Annotated in this window: 14 protein-coding genes; 7 read left to right on the top strand and 7 right to left on the bottom strand. The window is 71.3% G+C overall.

The features are described from left to right. From E1281_RS24435 to E1281_RS24415, 5 genes are all read right to left on the bottom strand, one after another. On the bottom strand, positions 1 to 1,222 hold a 1,222-nt coding region (locus tag E1281_RS24435; protein WP_243717349.1), incomplete at its 3' end, for a serine/threonine-protein kinase. Between the two features lie 20 nt (positions 1,223 to 1,242). After that, positions 1,243 to 1,776: a TrmH family RNA methyltransferase gene (locus E1281_RS24430; RefSeq protein WP_131881996.1), complete on the bottom strand. Its 534-nt coding sequence runs from the start codon at positions 1,774 to 1,776 to the stop codon at positions 1,243 to 1,245. A gap of 102 nt (positions 1,777 to 1,878) precedes the next feature. Continuing rightward, complete coding sequence (locus E1281_RS24425; RefSeq protein ID WP_131881995.1) at positions 1,879 to 2,727, bottom strand: PAC2 family protein; 849 nt, start codon at positions 2,725 to 2,727, stop codon at positions 1,879 to 1,881. A 235-nt stretch (positions 2,728 to 2,962) separates the two neighbouring features. After that, positions 2,963 to 4,165, bottom strand: coding sequence for an IS110 family transposase (locus E1281_RS24420; RefSeq protein ID WP_131881994.1), 1,203 nt, complete (start codon positions 4,163 to 4,165; stop codon positions 2,963 to 2,965). 245 nt (positions 4,166 to 4,410) lie between these two features. After that, positions 4,411 to 4,869, bottom strand: coding sequence for a universal stress protein (locus E1281_RS24415; protein WP_131881993.1), 459 nt, complete (start codon positions 4,867 to 4,869; stop codon positions 4,411 to 4,413). Positions 4,870 to 4,996: 127 nt separating this feature from the next. Here E1281_RS24415 and E1281_RS24410 point away from each other — a divergent pair, with 127 nt between their 5' ends. The 7 genes from E1281_RS24410 (at position 4,997) to E1281_RS24380 (ending at position 12,952) form a co-directional block, all read left to right on the top strand. After that, entirely contained in the window at positions 4,997 to 5,665 is a 669-nt protein-coding gene (locus E1281_RS24410; RefSeq protein WP_131881992.1) for an HAD family phosphatase, read from the top strand. Between the two features lie 255 nt (positions 5,666 to 5,920). Further along, positions 5,921 to 6,352, top strand: coding sequence for a hypothetical protein (locus E1281_RS24405; RefSeq protein WP_131881991.1), 432 nt, complete (start codon positions 5,921 to 5,923; stop codon positions 6,350 to 6,352). A gap of 424 nt (positions 6,353 to 6,776) precedes the next feature. Beyond that, a complete protein-coding gene (locus tag E1281_RS24400; RefSeq protein ID WP_131881990.1) occupies positions 6,777 to 7,769 on the top strand; it encodes an ABC transporter permease in 993 nt (330 codons plus the stop codon). A 43-nt stretch (positions 7,770 to 7,812) separates the two neighbouring features. Continuing rightward, a complete protein-coding gene (locus E1281_RS24395) occupies positions 7,813 to 9,576 on the top strand; it encodes an ABC transporter substrate-binding protein (RefSeq protein WP_207943464.1) in 1,764 nt (587 codons plus the stop codon). A 105-nt stretch (positions 9,577 to 9,681) separates the two neighbouring features. Next, entirely contained in the window at positions 9,682 to 10,695 is a 1,014-nt protein-coding gene (locus E1281_RS24390) for an ABC transporter permease (RefSeq protein ID WP_131881989.1), read from the top strand. After that, positions 10,695 to 11,762, top strand: coding sequence for an ABC transporter ATP-binding protein (locus E1281_RS24385; protein ID WP_131881988.1), 1,068 nt, complete (start codon positions 10,695 to 10,697; stop codon positions 11,760 to 11,762). Before E1281_RS24390 ends, E1281_RS24385 begins: the two co-directional genes overlap by 1 nt. A gap of 131 nt (positions 11,763 to 11,893) precedes the next feature. Continuing rightward, positions 11,894 to 12,952 (top strand): ABC transporter ATP-binding protein, encoded by a 1,059-nt coding sequence (locus E1281_RS24380; protein ID WP_279433647.1) that lies wholly within the window; start codon positions 11,894 to 11,896, stop codon positions 12,950 to 12,952. Positions 12,953 to 13,086: 134 nt separating this feature from the next. Here E1281_RS24380 and E1281_RS24375 read toward each other — a convergent pair whose 3' ends face one another. Both E1281_RS24375 and E1281_RS24370 read right to left on the bottom strand, forming a co-directional pair. Continuing rightward, complete coding sequence (locus E1281_RS24375) at positions 13,087 to 15,588, bottom strand: FtsX-like permease family protein (RefSeq protein WP_243717347.1); 2,502 nt, start codon at positions 15,586 to 15,588, stop codon at positions 13,087 to 13,089. Beyond that, positions 15,585 to 16,439: an ABC transporter ATP-binding protein gene (locus E1281_RS24370; protein ID WP_131881986.1), complete on the bottom strand. Its 855-nt coding sequence runs from the start codon at positions 16,437 to 16,439 to the stop codon at positions 15,585 to 15,587. Before E1281_RS24370 ends, E1281_RS24375 begins: the two co-directional genes overlap by 4 nt. Positions 16,440 to 16,661 lie beyond the last annotated feature (222 nt).

Below are 16,661 nucleotides of genomic sequence, written 5' to 3'. Positions count from 1 at the left end.
TCCCGGGACCGGACGGGGCCGCGGAGGACCGGCCCGGCGAAGGGTGCGCGCTGGACGCGGGCGCCGTGACCTGCCCGCCGCCCCGGGCCGCACCGCCGGAACCGCCCTCGCCCTGCCGGTCCAGCAGCGCGTACCCCCCGGCCCCGGCCAGCGCCGCGACGACGCAGGCCCCGGCGGCGGCCGCCACCGCCCGCCACAGCCGGCGCCGCCCCCCGCGGCCGCCCGGCCCCGGGCCGGGCCGGGTCGACGCGGGCGGCACGGTGTCCTCCCCGTCCGCGCCCGCGGCCGCCGGCGCGGCGGGGGAGACCGCGGCATGGGCGGCCGGGGCCGCGGCGGCGGTGGCGGAGGCCGCGGCCGGTTCGAACGCCTCCTCGTGGCCGACGAGCCGCAGCAGCAGCTGCGCCGCGGTGGGCCGCCGCGCGGGGTCCTTGTCCAGCGACGCCGCGACCAGCTCGCGCAGCTCGCCCTCCAGGTCCCCGAGATCGGGCTCGTTGTGCAGCACCCGGTACATGACCGCCGGGATCGAGTCGGCGCCGAACGGGGGCCGCCCCGTCGCCGCGAACGTGATCGTCGAACCCCAGGAGAACACGTCGCCGGGCGCCCCGGTCCGCTGCCCGGACACCTGCTCGGGCGCCATGTAGGCGGGGGTGCCGACGGCGTGGCTGCTGACCGCGCTGGCCGCGTCCAGCACCCGGGACAGCCCGAAGTCGATCACGCGGGGGCCGTCGGGCCCGAGCAGCACGTTGTGGGGCTTGAGGTCGCGGTGCACGACCCCGGCGCGGTGGATGGCGGTGAGCGCGCTGGCGGTGCTGACCGCGAGCCGGTCCAGCGCGCCGCCGGCCATCGGCCCGTCCCGCGCGACATGGCGGTTCAGCGCCTCGCCGGCGACGTACTCGCTGACCAGGTACGGGCTGTCCCCAGCGACCTCGGCGTCCAGGAACTGGGCGGTGCAGAACCGGGCGACCTGCTTGGCGACCTCCGCCTCGCGGACGAACCGCGCCCGCGCGGTGTCGTCGTCGTCGAACTGGACCCGCAGGAGCTTGACCGCGACGTGCCCGCCGTCCGGGCCCGTCCCGAGGTACACGGTGCCCTGCGCTCCGGAGCCGAGCCGCCCGCGCAGCTCGTAGCGGCCGAGGCGCGCCGGGTCGTGGGGCCGCAGCGGCTGGGTCTCCGGCAACGGGACCCCCTTCCGGTCGTCGTCGTCGCGGCCGCCGTCGCGCACGGGCCCTCCGGCACGGGCGCTCAGAGCAGGCCCGCCAGCTTGTACAGCACCAGCGAGCCGGCGACGGCCACGTTCAGGCTGCTGCCGCCTCCCACCATAGGGATCTCCACGGCCAGGTCGAGCAGGTCGAGCGCTTCGCCGGGAATGCCGGACCGTTCGTGGCCCAGCACCGCCACCGTCCGGACGCGCGCCGCGCGCAGGTCCGCGAGGCGGACCGCCTCGTCGGCCAGCTCCACCCCCACGACCTGCGAACCGGCGTCGCGCTGGCGCTCCAGCCAGCCGAGCGGATCGTTCACCCAGTGGACGCACGCGGGACGGCGGAGCGTGTTGCCGCGCGCGAGGGCCTCCGGAACCCAGGAGAACCGGGGGACCGCCAGGCACGCGCCGACCGCGTCGCAGGTGCGCAGCAGGGTCCCGAGGTTGGCGCCGTGCATCGGCCACAGCGGCGCGGCGACGAGGTGGTCCCAGCAGGAATGGGCGCGATCCCGGCGCCGCCGGCGCACTTCGCGCGGGGTCCGGACCCGGATCGCCGGGCCCGCCGCACCGCGGCTCACCGGCCGCGGGCGCCACCGCCCTCCGGAAGGAAAACGACCATGGGGAGGCGCACTTCGCGGCGTGCGCGGGCCATCACCGGAAACGGGACGTGCGCGACAAGTCTACCCCCGGCCGGGATCCCGGCGCCGCAGGTAGCGTTCGAACTCGCGGGCGATGGCGTCGCCGCTGGCCTCCGGCAGCTCGGTGGCGTCCTTCTGCTCCTCCAGCGTGCGGACGTACTCGGCGACCTCGGAGTCCTCCTCGGCGAGCTCGTTGACGCCGTGCTCCCAGGCGCGGGCCTCCTCGGGCAGCTCCCCGAGCGGCACGGTCACGTCGAGGAGGTCCTCGACGCGGCGCAGCAGCGCGAGGGTCGCCTTGGGCGACGGCGGCTGCGCGACGTAGTGGGGTACGGCCGCCCACAGCGACACCGTGTCGAGATCGGCCTTCGCGCACGCGTCCTGCAGCACGCCGAGGATCCCGGTCGGCCCCTCGTAGCGGGCCGGCTCCAGGTGCAGGGTGCCGACGAGCCCCGCCTCGGACGCGGCGCCGGTCACCGGGACCGGCCGCGTGTGCGGGGAGTCGGCCAGCAGCGCGCCGAGCAGGACGACGTTGCGGATCTCCAGCTCCAGCATCAGCCCGACCAGCTCGCGGCAGAACGACCGCCACCGCATGTTCGGCTCGATCCCGTGCAGCAGGACGACGTCCTTGCCGTTCGGCAGCCGCGCCCACGACACGCGGGTGGTCGGCCAGGTGATGCCGCGGGTCTCCCCGTCGGTCATCTCCACGATCGGGCGGGTGACCTGGAAATCGTAGTAGTCGTCGGGGTCGAGTTCGGCGATCGGCGCCGCCTGCCAGGTGGACGCGAGGTGTGCGATCACCCCGCTCGCGGCCTCTCCGGCGTCGTTCCACCCTTCAAAGGCGGCCACGAGTACCGGATCGACGAGTTCCGGCACGTCTTCGAGCTCGACCACGCGCTGCCTCCTTCCGACGCACAGGTACAGCGCCACCGACGGGGGCCGTCATTCCCGGGGCCGGGGACCCCGGGCATGATCGGTGGCTGTCAGCCTACGTCCTGCCGGTGACCTACCCCCACCGCCGCGGCGGCAGACCCCCGCCCTGTACGCCCGCGGCGGAATACCGAACCCCGTTCTCCGGCGCGCGGCGGCCGGCCGCTTCGGACGGGGGGGGGTGTCCCTATGGGATTCGTCAAGCCGCTCGGGCGGCGGGTGTGCGCGAGGGCTGGTAGGGCTGTCGATCACGGAGCATGGCGTAGATGACGTCTGAGCGGCGGCGGGCCAAGCAGATGAGGGCGGCGTTGTGTTTCTTGCCCTCGGCTCGTTTGCGGTCGTAGTAAGCCCTGCTCAGCGGGTCGGAGAGGGAGGCGAACGCGGCCAGGAACATGGCGCGTTTGAGGGCCTTGTTGCCGCCTTTGGGTGGGTGTTCGCCCTTGATGGACGACCCGGAGCGGCGGGTGACGGGGGCGAGGCCGGCGTAGGCGGCCAGGTGCCCGGGGGTCGCGAAGGCGGAGATGTCACCGATCTCCAGCAGGATCCGTGCGCTGGTCCTGACCCCGATGCCCGGCATCGAGATCAGGACCCTGGCAAGAGGGTGGGCATCGAGGATCTCCTCCACCTGGACCGCGACCTGGTTGCGCTGGTCGTGGACTGATCGCAGGGATCGGGCCAGGTGAGGCAGGACGGTCGCGGCAGCGGTGGTGCCGGGAACCACGACGGTCTGGGCGTCCATCGCGGTCTTGACCGCTTCGACCAGGCGTCCGGCCATGCGCGGGGCCAGCGGCCTGGTGGTGGCCAGTAGCTCGTCGGTGGTGGCAGCGCGCAGGCCGTCCGGGCCGCCGTGGGCGATCAGCAGCTCCAGCGCGGCAGGGTGGTGCAGCCGTGGCCCCAGCGCCTTCTCCAGGGCGGGGTGGATGGTGACCAGCAGCCCGCGGATCCGGTTGACCAGCCGGGTCGACTCGCCTGCCAGATCGTCGTCGAACCCGACCAGGACTTCCAGCTCGGCCAGGGTCTCCTGGCCGGTGTCGACGCGGCGCAGGGAGTGCGGGAGGGTGCGGGCGGCGTCGGCGATGATGTAGGCGTCGCGTGCGTCGGTCTTGGCGTTGCCAGGGTGCAGGTCGGCCAGGCGCCGCATGGTCAGGCCGGGCAGGTAGGCGACCTGGCAGCCCGCGTCGCGGGCGACGGCGACGGGCAGCGCGCCGATCGAGGCGGGCTGGTCGACCACCACCAGTACCCGGCCACGGCGGCTGAGCTGGGTGAACAGGGCACGCAGCCGCTGCTCGTCGTTGGGCAGGGGCTTGTCGTGCAGCTTCTTGCCGGAGGGGTCCAGGGCGCAGGCGTGGTGTTCGCCCTTGCCGACGTCCAACCCCAAGAACACCGCGTACTCGACGCTCACGTCTACCTCGATCGGGGGTGTTTGGCCTGGTCACAAGTCTCAGCGTCGGCTGCCGGCATCCACGTTACGGCGAGACGATCTTCCTCGTCACAGACGGTGCCTTGTCCCTATGAGCGGTCCACCGACGCCACCCAGGCCCGGTGACAACACCCCCCGGATCATGCCTGCGACAGGGGGCTTGAGTCATGCCGGGCCGGGTGACCTGGCTCCCCGCCATGGCGGGGACGTGAAAACGGTAACGGGGGTCACTTCCCGTCGGTGGTGTGGACGATCAGCACGTCGCAGGGGGAGCGGTGGGACAGGTTCGCCGGGACCGAGCCGAGGATGCGGCCCGCGAGGCTGTTCAGCCCCCGGTTGCCGATCACGACGAGGTCCACGTCGCGCTCCTTGGCCAGCTTGGACAGGACGTCCACGGCGTCGCCCTCGACGGCGGCCTCGTCGATGTCGGTGGCGCCCGCCGCGACCGCCCGCTCCCGCGCGGCCCGCAGCGCGTCGTCGGCCGGCGTGGACCCCTGTACCTTGTAGGCGAGGTCTCCGAGCCGGTCGGCGGCGCTGGCGCGCTCCCGCTCCGGCATCGGGCTGTAGGCGGAGGCCAGCAGCAGGGTGGCGCCGGTGGCGGCCGCCAGCTGCGCGGCCCGGTCGACCGCGCGGAACGAGGAGTCCGAACCGTCGGTGCCGACGAGGATGATGCGGTACGCGCTCATGCCGTTCCTTACCGGGTAGTAGTTTACTGGTGGCACGTTATCGGTCCGGTGACCCATCCGTCACCGTCTCTTTGCACACCGCGTCCAAGAGGGACGCCGGCACGCCGACACCGATGGAAGGAGCACTGTGACCCGAGGCGGCCCGCAGGCCGTGCTGTTCGACATGGACGGCCTGCTCATCGACTCCGAGCGCGTATGGCTGGAGGTCGAGTCGGAGGTCATGGCGTGGCTGGGCGGCGAGTGGAGCCCCGCCCACCAGGAACGCCTCGTCGGCGGCTCCCTCGACGTCGCCGTCCGCTACATGCTGGAGCTGACCGGCGCGGACGCCTCCCCGGAGGAGGTCGGGCGGCGGATGCTGGACGGCATGGCCGAGCGCCTCGGCGCCTGCGTCCCGATGATGCCCGGAGCCAAGGACCTGCTCACCGAGATCCGGGCGGCCGGGGTCACCGCGGCGCTGGTGTCCTCCAGCCACCGACGCCTCATCGAGCCGGTGCTGGACGCGATCGGCCGCGAGCACTTCGCGCTCAGCGTCGCCGGGGACGAGGTCGCGCGGACCAAGCCCGACCCCGAGCCCTACCTCACCGCGGCCGCCCGGCTCGGCGCCGACCCGGCCCGCTGCGTCGTCCTGGAGGACTCCCCGAACGGCGTCGCCGCCGGGGAGGCGGCCGGCTGCGTCACCGTCGCCGTCCCCGGCGTCCTGCCGATCCCGCCCGCGCCGGGCCGCGTGGTGGTCGCGTCGCTGCGCGAGGTGAGCCTCGCGACGCTGCGGTCCCTTCCCCCGTTCGCCGGGGCGTGAGGGCCCCGGCGCCCGCTTCTGCACGGTGCCGCCCGCGATACCTGCGGGGTGCTCCTTAGGGGACGGGTCACGCGGGAGGAGGAGAGGGGCCTCCGGCAAACCGTCCGCCGGGAGGATCGGAATCGGCTCCGGACGTGTGAACATGGGAGGGTGAGCGGTTTTCATCCGGCCTGCCGTCCGGGCCGCCACCTGGTGCGGGGCGGCGGGGATGGAGAGCGTTCGGCGAGGTACCACCGTATGGATTGAGGGGCCGGCATGACCGACGAAGCCATTTTCGCGATCAGCCTCGGGGTGACCCTGCTCGGACTGGTCATCAGCTGGGGGGTCTACCGGCGCCGCGGCGCGGGCACGGGTCTTCGCGGCGCGGCCCTGTCCCTGGTGCCGCTCGCGGCGGCGATGACGGGGGTGACGGAGTTCTTCGTCGACCTGGCGTTCAGCCCGGTGAAGTGGGCGGGCGTCGCGGTGGCGGGGCTGGCCGTGGTGCTCTACATGGCCTCCGGCGCCATGATGAGCCGCCGCGCGGCCTCCGGCGGCGGGGGCGGCGGCACCCAGGCCGCCGAGGGCGGGCGCCGGAAGCCCGCCGGGCGGTCCGGCAAGAAGAAGGACGCCGTCGAGGGGCCCGCGCCGGGCGGAGACCCCGAGATGGCCGAGATCGAGAAGATCCTGCGCGACCGCGGCATCTCCTGACCCGCGAGCCGCCCGGCTCCCCGTACGAGACGGCGGGCCGGGGCGCCCCCCTGCGATCCTGGGGCGCCCCGGCCCGCCGTTTTCGTGTGCCCGGACGCTGACCTGCGGAGAATCGATATCGGAACGGACTCGGAACGGTAAAGCTTTGCGGTCTAGACCGGCTTTGGGTACCCGCTGGTAGGGGGTGGAACGTACTATTCGGGCGATTTGCCCGAAGTGTTTGCGGGGTGCGTGTTCCCCAGATGACGGCGAGATCACAAGTCAGATACGGGTACTGGCGAAGCTCGTCCAGCGGATGGACAGTCGGGGCCGAAGGACTACGTTTCCCTTCAGCAACGCGGCGTGACGCGCATGGAGGCGGCGGACGATCTCCGCGGCCGCCGGCGTGGCCGAACCAGTGGCCGGACGGTAGGAGGTATGGAGCGTGGCCGCACCCATCGAGGTGAGCGGATCCGACACCGAGGCGCAACCGGAGGCGGTGCTCTCCGGCGTCGACCGCAAGAAGATCCAGGGACGCTCCCTGGGGCAGATCGCCTGGATGCGGCTCAAGCGCGACAAGGTCGCGCTCACCGGCGCCGTCGTGGTCTTCGTGCTGATCCTCATCGCGATCTTCGGCCCGTACTTCGTCCAGAACCCGCTGACCTACCACCAGAACCTGATCGACCCGACCTACAACCGGCCCAAGTACGGGTTCTGGCACTCGGGCATCAGCACCGACCACTGGCTCGGCGTCGAACCGGGCACCGGACGCGACATGCTGGCCCGCATCGTCCACGGCGCCCGGATCTCCCTGCTGGTGTCGTTCCTGGCCACCCTGATGTCGGTGTTCATCGGCACGATCCTCGGCATCACCGCCGGCTACTTCGGCGGCTGGGTGGACTTCGTCATCAGCCGCGCCATGGACGCGTTCCTCGCCTTCCCGCTGCTGCTGTTCGCGATCGCGCTGGTCGGCGTCGTCTCCGACGGGGCGTTCGGGCTGAGCGGCAACGGCCTGCGCATCTCGGTGCTGGTCGTCGTCATCGGGTTCTTCAACTGGCCCTACATCGGGCGCATCATCCGGGGGCAGACGCTGTCGCTGCGCGAACGCGAGTTCGTCGACGCCTCGCGCAGCATGGGCGCCCGCAACTCCCACGTGCTGTTCAAGGAGATCCTGCCGAACCTGGTCGCGCCGATCCTGGTGTACTCGACCCTGCTGATCCCGACCAACATCCTGTTCGAGGCCGCCCTGTCGTTCCTCGGCGTCGGCGTCATCCCCCCGACTCCCTCGTGGGGCGGCATGCTCACGCTCGCGGTGCCGATCTACGAGTCGGACCCGATGTACATGATCATCCCCGGAATGGCGATCTTCATCACCGTCCTCGCCTTCAACCTGTTCGGTGACGGGCTGCGGGACGCTCTCGACCCTCGGGCCAAGTGATTCGGGTTCCTCCGACCCGCCTATTGAAAGGGTGCGCCTGCACATGAACATGATGAGACCGATCGCGGTCTTCGCGGCCGGTGTGGTCGCGGCCGCGGGGCTCGCCGCCTGCGGCGGCGGGGACACCACGGGAGGGGACGGCCCCGGCTTCAACGCCGGCGTCAACGAGGTCGTCAACGCCTCCGACAAAAAGGGCGGCACGCTCAAGATGGCCAGCTCTGACGACTTCGACTCGCCCGACCCCGGCGACACGTACTACGCCTTCTCCCAGAACATCTCCCGCCAGTACGGCCGCGCGCTGACCACGTTCAAGCCCGCCGCCGGCCAGGAGAGCCTGGAGGTCGTCCCCGACCTGGCGACCGACCTCGGGCAGGTCAGCGACGACGGCATGACCTGGACGTACAAGCTGCGCACCGGCGTCAAGTACGACGACGGCACCACCGTGACGTCCAAGGACGTCAAGTACGCGGTGGAGCGGAGCAACTACTCCAAGGAGCTCCAGCTCGGGCCGAAGTACTTCAAGCAGTACCTGAAGGACAACGACCCGCCCTACAAGGGCCCGTACGACGACAAGAGCGACAAGGGCCTGGAGGCCATCGAGACCCCCGACGACCAGACGATCGTGTTCCACCTGAAGGAGCCGTTCGCCGAGTTCGACTACCTGGTCGCGATGTCGCAGACGATGCCCGTGCCGAAGGCCAAGGACACCGGCCTGAAGTACGCGAACTCGATCGTCTCCAGCGGCCCCTACAAGGTCGACGACTACACGCGCGGCAAGTCCATGACCCTGTCGCGCAACCCGCACTGGGACCAGAGCACGGACCCGATCCGCAAGGCGCTGCCCGACAAGATCGAGATCCAGCTCAAGCAGAACGGCGACGACATCGACCAGCGGCTGCTGGCCGGTTCGCTCGACATGGACATCGCGGGCGTCGGAGTCCAGGCGGCGGCGCAGCCGAAGGTGCTGGCCGACGACCAGAAGCCGTTCGTCGACAACCCGATCCAGGGCTTCCTGCGGTTCATGTCGCTGAACGTCCACGTCAAGCCGCTGGACAACATCCACTGCCGCAGGGCGGTGCAGTACGCGACCGACAAGGTCGCCGCGCAGACCGCCTACGGCGGCCCGCTCGCCGGCGGCGACATCGCCACCACGGTGATCCCGCCGACCGTCAAGGGCTACACCAAGTTCGACCAGTACCCGCAGAAGCAGGCCGAGAACGGCGGCCTGGACGACGCGACCATCGCCAAGGCCAAGCAGGAACTGCAGCAGTGCGGCCAGCCGAACGGCTTCAGCACCAAGATCTCGGCCCGGTCCGACCGGTCCAAGGAAGTCGCGATGGCCCAGGCCATCCAGCAGAGCCTCAAGAAGGTCGGCATCAACGTCGAGCTGGTGCAGTGGCCCGCCGGTGACTACTTCAACAAGTACGTCGGCGTGCCGGACTACGTCCACGAGCACGGCGTCGGCATGATGATCATGGCGTGGGCGGCGGACTGGCCGACCGGCTACGGGTTCCTCGCCCAGATCGCCCACGGTGAGTCCATCAAGCCGTCCGGCGGCACCAACCTGGCCGAGCTGGACGACCCGAAGATCAACAAGACGCTGGACGACGCCATCTCCAACACCGACGAGGCCGCCCGCCTGAAGGCCTACGGCGAGGCGGACAAGCTGATCATGGAGTCGGCGACGCAGGTTCCGCTCGTGTACGCCAAGGCGCTGATGTACCGGCCGGAGCGCGTCACCAACGCCGGGATCACCCTCGCCTACGGCGGCATGTACGACTACCTCAACATGGGCGTGGAGGAGTAAGAGTCCCCCGCGTCCATGCGTCCATCTGAAGGCAGGTGAAGGCGACGCCCGCCGGCCGGGTCCGGACCCACAGGTCCTCCCGGCCGGCAGGTGGGGCCGCGCAATGTGTTCGCATACATCGTCCGGCGCCTGATCGGCGCCGTCCTCATGTTGCTGCTGGTCAGCCTCGTGACCTTCGGCATCTTCTTCGGGCTGCCGAAGCTCGCCGGGCAGACGACCGACCAGCTGGCCGCGGCCTACGTCGGCAAGGCGCCGAGCCAGGAGGCCATCGAGGACACCAAGGAGCGCCTCGGCCTCGACGACCCGATCGTCGTCCAGTACGGGAGCTACCTCAAGGGCATCGTGGCCGGCAAGGAGTACAAGGCGGGCCCGGTCACCGACCACTGCCCGGCGCCGTGTCTCGGGTACTCCTTCCGCAGCAGCCAGCCGGTCCTGGAGACGCTGCTCGACCGGGCCCCCGCGACGGTGTCGCTCGCGGCCGGCGCGTCGATCCTGTGGCTGGCCGGCGGGATCACCACCGGGGTCATCTCGGCGCTGCGAAGAGGGACGGTCTGGGACAGAGCGGCGATGATCATCGCGTTGAGCGGGGTGTCGCTGCCGATCTACTTCACCGGCCTGGTCTCGCTCGCCCTGTTCTCCTATACGTTGAAGATCTTCCCGGGAGGCGGCAGCTACAACCCGTTCAGCGAGAATCCCGTGACGTGGTTCCAGTCGCTGGTGCTGCCCTGGGTCACTCTGGCGTTCCTGTACGCCGCGATGTACGCGCGTCTCACCAGAGCGGGCATGCTGGAGACGATGAACGAGGACTACATCCGCACGGCCCGCGCCAAGGGGCTGCCGGAGAAGACCGTCGTCACCAAGCACGCCCTGCGCGCGTCGCTGACGCCGATCCTGACCGTCTTCGGCCTCGACCTCGGCCTGCTGCTCGGCGGCGCGGTGCTGACGGAGAACACGTTCGGCATTCCCGGGCTGGGCCAGCTCGCGATCGGCTCGATCCGCAGCGGCGACCTGCCCATGGTGCTCGGCGTCACCCTGATCACCGCCACGTCCATCGTGCTGATCAACCTGATCGTCGACCTGCTGTACGCCATCGTCGACCCGAGAGTGAGGCTGGCCTGATGACCGGCACCGCGCCCACCGCGGAGACCGCGGGCAAAGGCGAGGCTCCCACGTCGTTCCTCGAGGTCCGCGACCTGAAGATCCACTTCCCGACCGACGACGGCCTGGTCAAGTCGGTCGACGGGCTGTCGTTCCAGGTGGAGCGCGGCCGTACCCTCGGGATCGTGGGGGAGTCGGGGTCGGGCAAGAGCGTCACGAGCCTCGGCATCCTGGGCCTGCACAACAAGCGCAACGCCCGCGTGTCCGGCGAGATCTGGCTGGACGGCAAGGAGCTCGTCGACGCCCCCGAGTCCGAGGTCCGCCGCCTCCGCGGCCGCGACATGGCGATGATCTTCCAGGACCCGCTGTCGTCGATGCACCCGTTCTACACGGTCGGGCAGCAGATCATCGAGGCCTACCGGGTGCACAACGACGTGTCCAAGCAGGTCGCGCGCAAGCACGCCGTCGACATGCTCGGCAAGGTCGGCATCCCCAAGCCCACCGAGCGCGTCGACGACTACCCGCACCAGTTCTCCGGCGGCATGCGGCAGCGCGCGATGATCGCGATGGCGCTGTCGTGCGACCCGGAGCTGCTGATCGCCGACGAGCCGACGACGGCGCTGGACGTGACCGTCCAGGCGCAGATCCTGGACCTCATCCGCGACCTGCAGGAGGAGTTCAACTCCGCCGTCATCATGATCACCCACGATCTCGGCGTGGTCGCGGAACTGGCGGACGACATCCTGGTGATGTACGCGGGCCGGTCGGTCGAGCAGGCGTCGGTGGACAGCGCCTTCCACCGGCCGCTGCACCCCTACACGTGGGGGCTGCTCGGGTCGATGCCGCGGCTGGACCGGGTGCGGTCCGAGCGGCTCCTGCCGATCAGCGGGTCGCCGCCGAGCCTGATCAACGTGCCGCCGGGGTGCGCGTTCCATCCGCGCTGCCCCTACAAGGATCTGAACGACGGCAAGAGCGAGACCGAGCGGCCCGAGCTGACCGAGGTCGAGCCCGGCCACAAGGCGGCGTGCCACCTCCCGCTGGAGAAGCGGCGGGAGATCTGGAACGACGAGATCCGGCCGAAGCTGTGACGAGCACGGGGGGTAACGAGACTGTGAGCACATCGAAGACCCCGGCGGACGCGCAGACCCCGGCGGACGCGCAGACCCCGGCGGAGTCGGCGGCCCCGGCGCGGGAGCCGCGTTCGTTCGAGGACGGCGAGGTGCTGCTGGAGGTGGACGGCCTCGGCAAGCACTTCCCGGTCACCGCGGGGCTGCTGCGCCGCCAGGTCGCGGCGGTCAAGGCCGTCGACGGCGTGTCGTTCTCGGTCCGCAAGGGCGAGACGCTCGGGCTGGTGGGGGAGTCGGGCTGCGGCAAGTCCACCACCGGCCGGATGATCATGCGGCTGCTGGACCCCAGCTTCGGGAGGATCACCTTCGAGGGCGAGGACATCACCACGATGTCGCAGGGCCGGCTCCGGCCGCTCCGCCGCGACCTCCAGATGATCTTCCAGGACCCGTACTCGTCGCTGAACCCCCGCAAGACGGTCGGCGCGATCGTCGGGGCCCCGTTCAAGCTGCAGAAGATCAAGACCGAGCAGGGCGTCAAGAAGGCCGTCCAGGAGATCCTGGAACTGGTCGGGCTGAACCCCGAGCACTACAACCGCTACCCCCACGAGTTCTCCGGCGGGCAGCGGCAGCGCATCGGCATCGCCCGCACCCTGGCCCTCAAACCCAAGCTGATCATCGCGGACGAGCCGGTGTCGGCCCTGGACGTGTCGGTGCAGGCGCAGGTCGTGAACCTGCTGGAGGACCTGCAGGACGAGCTCGACCTCACCTACGTGGTCATCGCGCACGACCTGTCGGTGGTGCGGCACATCTCCGACCGCGTCGCCGTCATGTACCTCGGCAAGATCGTCGAGGTCGCGGACCAGGCGGACCTGTACGAGCGGCCCATGCACCCCTACACCAACGCGCTGCTGTCGGCGGTGCCGGTCCCGGACCCGGCCGAGCGCGGCGAGCGCAGGCGGATCAGGCTGCAGGGCGACGTGCCGAGCCCGCTGGACCCGCCGCCGGCGTGCCGCTTCCACACCCGCTGCTGGAAGGCGCAGGAGATCTGCAAGCAGGTCGAGCCGCCGCTGGAGGAGCTCAGCCCCGGGCACTACGCCGCCTGCCACTTCCCGGAGAACACCACGGTCAGCGCGACCGACGCCGTCGCCAAGGCCAGTGTGTCCGCCGCCAAGACCCCGGCCGACGAGCCCGGTCAGGAACCCGCGGAGTAGGCCCGCGCGCCCGCGGAACAGGGCGCCCGCCGGTCCTTCCCCCCGGCGCGCCCTCCCGCACCGGAAAGACCCGGCCCCCTCAGTGAGGGGACCGGGTCTTCGCGTGCGGGTGCACGCTCACTCCACGCGGGCGGTCACTCGGTGGAGATCGCCTTCAGGACGTCCATGCGCCCGGCCCGCCACGCCGGCCACAGCGCGGCCAGCACACCGATCACGGCGGCCACCACCAGGTAGACGCCGAGCGTCCCGAAGGGGATCGACAGGACGCCGAGGCCCTGGTCGGCGAGCGCGTTCTGCAGCGCCGCGCCGAACGCGACCCCGATGCCCATGCCGAGCACCGCGCCGAACACCGCGATCATGATGGACTCCAGCCGGATCATCCGGCGCAGCTGCCGCCGGGAGATCCCGATCGCGCGCAGCAGCCCGATCTCCCGGGTCCGTTCGATCACCGACAGCGCCAGGGTGTTGACCACCCCGACCGCCGCGATGATCACGGACATGATCAGCAGGATCGTCAGGAACGTCACGAACCCGTCGACCTGCGCGCGGGCGTCCTCCTTCAGCGACGCCTGGTCGGCGACCTCCAGATTCGGGTAGGCCTTCAGCGCCGCCTCCAGGCCCGTCCGCGTCGCGGCGTCCGTCGCGGCGGTGTCGACCACCATGATCGAGATGGCGGGCTTCAGCGTGTGCCTCAGATGCGCCTGCGCCGGCAGCAGCCGGGGCCCGATCAGGTCGCTCTTGGCGTACACGCCGCTCAGCGTGAGCCGCTCGGTCTTGCCGTCGGGGAACTGGACCGGCACCACCTCGCCGGCCTGCCAGCCGCGGTCCTCCGCGGTGTCCTCGTCCACCATGAACGCGGACGCGCCGGCCGCGAGGCTCCCCGACACGACGTCCAGCCGCACCGCCTCGGCGAGCGCCTGCGCGTCACCCGCCACATAGAACACGTCCTTGCCGTCGATCTTGACCTGGCCGTCGTAGGTGGGCGACACGCTCACCACCCCGGCGGTGCCCTCGATCCTCCGCTGCGCCTCGGCGTTGACGCCGCCGGGCCCCTGCGACTGCACCAGGTAGTCGGCGCCGAACTGCGCGCCGATCTGCTCGTCGACCGAGGCCCGCATCGTCGAGCCGAGCACGTTCACCGTGGTGATCAGCGCCAGGCCGATCATCAGCGCGGCGGCGGTGGCGGCGGTGCGCCGCGGGTTGCGCAGCGCGTTCTGCCGCGCCAGCCGCCCCGGCGACCCCATCAGCCGCGCCGCCGGCGCGCCCAGCACCCGCAGCACCGGGACGCTGATCACCGGCGCGAGCATCGCGACACCGACGAACACCCCGAACGCGCCCGCGCCGACGGGGGCCGCGGGGTTCCCGCCGCCGCCGGCCAGGCCGACGGCGATGAGGCCCGCGCCCGCGGCGGTCAGCAGCGACCCGAGCGCGATCCGGATCCGCATCGACCGCTGCGGCAGCGCCACGTCGTCGCGCATCGCCGCCACCGGCGGGATCTTCGCCGCGCGGCGGGCCGGGAAGTACGCCGACACGACCGTCACCACGATCCCGACCACGTACGACCAGATCACCGGTGTGGCGGTGAACGTCAGGCCGCCCTGCCCGGCGTCGCCCATCTGCGACTGCAGCAGCGACGCCAGGCCCGCCCCGGCCACCAGACCGAGCGTGGACCCGACGACCCCGACCGCGACGGCCTCGCCGATCACCGCCCGCGTCACCTGCCCGCGGGCCGCGCCGACCGCGCGCAGCAGCGCCAGCTCACGGGTCCGCTGCGCCACCAGCATCGAGAACGTGTTGAAGATGATGAACGCCCCGACGAAGATCGAGATCAGCGCGAACGCGAGCAGGAACGTCCGGAAGAAGCCCATCATCTCCGCGATGTCGCTCTGCGCCTCCTCGCTCATCTCCGTCCCGGTGATCGCCTCCAGGTTCGCCGGCAGGACCTGGGCGACGCGGTCGCGCAGCTCCTCCTCCGACGGCCCCGACGACTGCATCTCGATGTCGCTGAAGTAGCCGGGCCGCAGCAGCAGCCTCTGCGCCGTCGGCGTGTCGAACGCCGTGACGGTCGCGCCCATCATGTTGCCGGTGTCGACCAGCCCGACGATCCTCATCCGCTGCGGCGGCCCGGCCGTCACGACCTGCGTCGTGTCGCCGATGGCCAGCCCGCCGTTCTCGGCGGTCGCCTCGTCGATGACGACCTCGGCCGGGCCCCGCGGCGCGCGGCCGGAGGTGAGGTCGTAGAAACCGCTGCCCGTCAGGTTCACGCCGAGCTGCGGCGGGCCGTTCTGCGGCGTCCCGACGATCTCGCCGTCCTTCCCGACGACCGCCGCGTACCCGGTGACGTTCCCGATCGGGTCCTTGACGCCCTCGACGCCCTTCAAGGTCTCCAGCACCGACGCCGGCACCGGCTGGGACCCCATGCCGTCGCTGTCGCCGCCGACGACCTTCTTCGCCCGGACGTCGACGGCGATGTCCTCGCTGATCCCGCCGAACAGGTCGTCGAACTGCTTGTTCATGCTGTCGGTGAAGATCAGCGTGCCCGCGACGAACGCGACGCCGAGCAGCACCGACACGCCCGTCAGCAGCAGCCTGATCTTGTGCGCCGCGAGGTTGCGGAGCGTGACTCTGGCCATCATCGCGGCGCGCCCCCCGGCCCCTGCGCGCCCGGAACGGCCGAGGCGGGCCCGGCGGGCGCCGCCGCGGCGGCGGGACCGGACTCGAAGCCCTTCATCCGCTCCAGCACCCGCTCCGCCGTCGGGTCCGCCATCGTGTCGACGATCTGCCCGTCCGACAGGAACAGCACCTGGTCGGCGTACGCGGCCGCGTTCGGGTCATGCGTCACCATCACGATCGTCTGGCCCATCCGCCGCACCGACTCCCGCAGGAACCCCAGCACCTCCGCGCCGGACCGCGAGTCCAGGTTCCCCGTCGGCTCGTCCGCGAAGATGATCTCGGGGCGGGCGGCGAGGGCGCGGGCGCACGCGACGCGCTGCTGCTGGCCGCCCGACAGCTCCGACGGGCGGTGCTTGAGCCGCGGCCGCAGCCCCACCGTGTCGACGACCGTGTCCAGCCACTCCTTGTCGGGCCTGCGGCCCGCGATGTCCATCGGCAGCGTGATGTTCTCCAGCGCCGTCAGCGTCGGCACCAGGTTGAACGCCTGGAAGATGAAACCGACCTTGTCGCGGCGCAGCCGGGTGAGCTGCTTGTCCTTCAGCCGGGTCAGCTCGGTGTCCCCGATGAACACCTCCCCGGAGTCCACCGAGTCCAGACCCGCCATGCAGTGCATCAGCGTCGACTTCCCGGACCCCGACGGACCCATGATCGCCGTGAACCGGCCGCGGGGGATGCCGACGGTGACCCCGTCGAGCGCGACGACCTGGGCGTCGCCTCGCCCGTACACCTTCGCGATCTGCTGGGTCCGTGCGGCGAAGTCGCCCGGACCGGGCACGGTCTGCGCGCCGGCGGTCGATGGGGCGGTGTTCGTCACGTGAAACTCCCGTATGTGAGTGAGCGTTGCAGGGGACGGACCGCGCGACGCCCCCGGACGGTCCGACGTTCAAAACAGTAGAAGCCGGACGGCCTCCAGAGATGGACCCCAGGAACGGACTTGCCCGTCCGCCGGAGGCAGGAGAGGCCCCGCCCCGGTCGTCCTACCGGAGTACGCCCCTCCTCCTGGAAGACAGGGTCGACTCAGGGTCCGACCCTGAGC

Origin of the sequence: Actinomadura sp. KC345 (genome assembly GCF_004348515.1) — a bacterium.
Taxonomy (GTDB): domain Bacteria; phylum Actinomycetota; class Actinomycetes; order Streptosporangiales; family Streptosporangiaceae; genus Spirillospora.
This window is presented reverse-complemented; position numbering and strand designations above follow the sequence as displayed.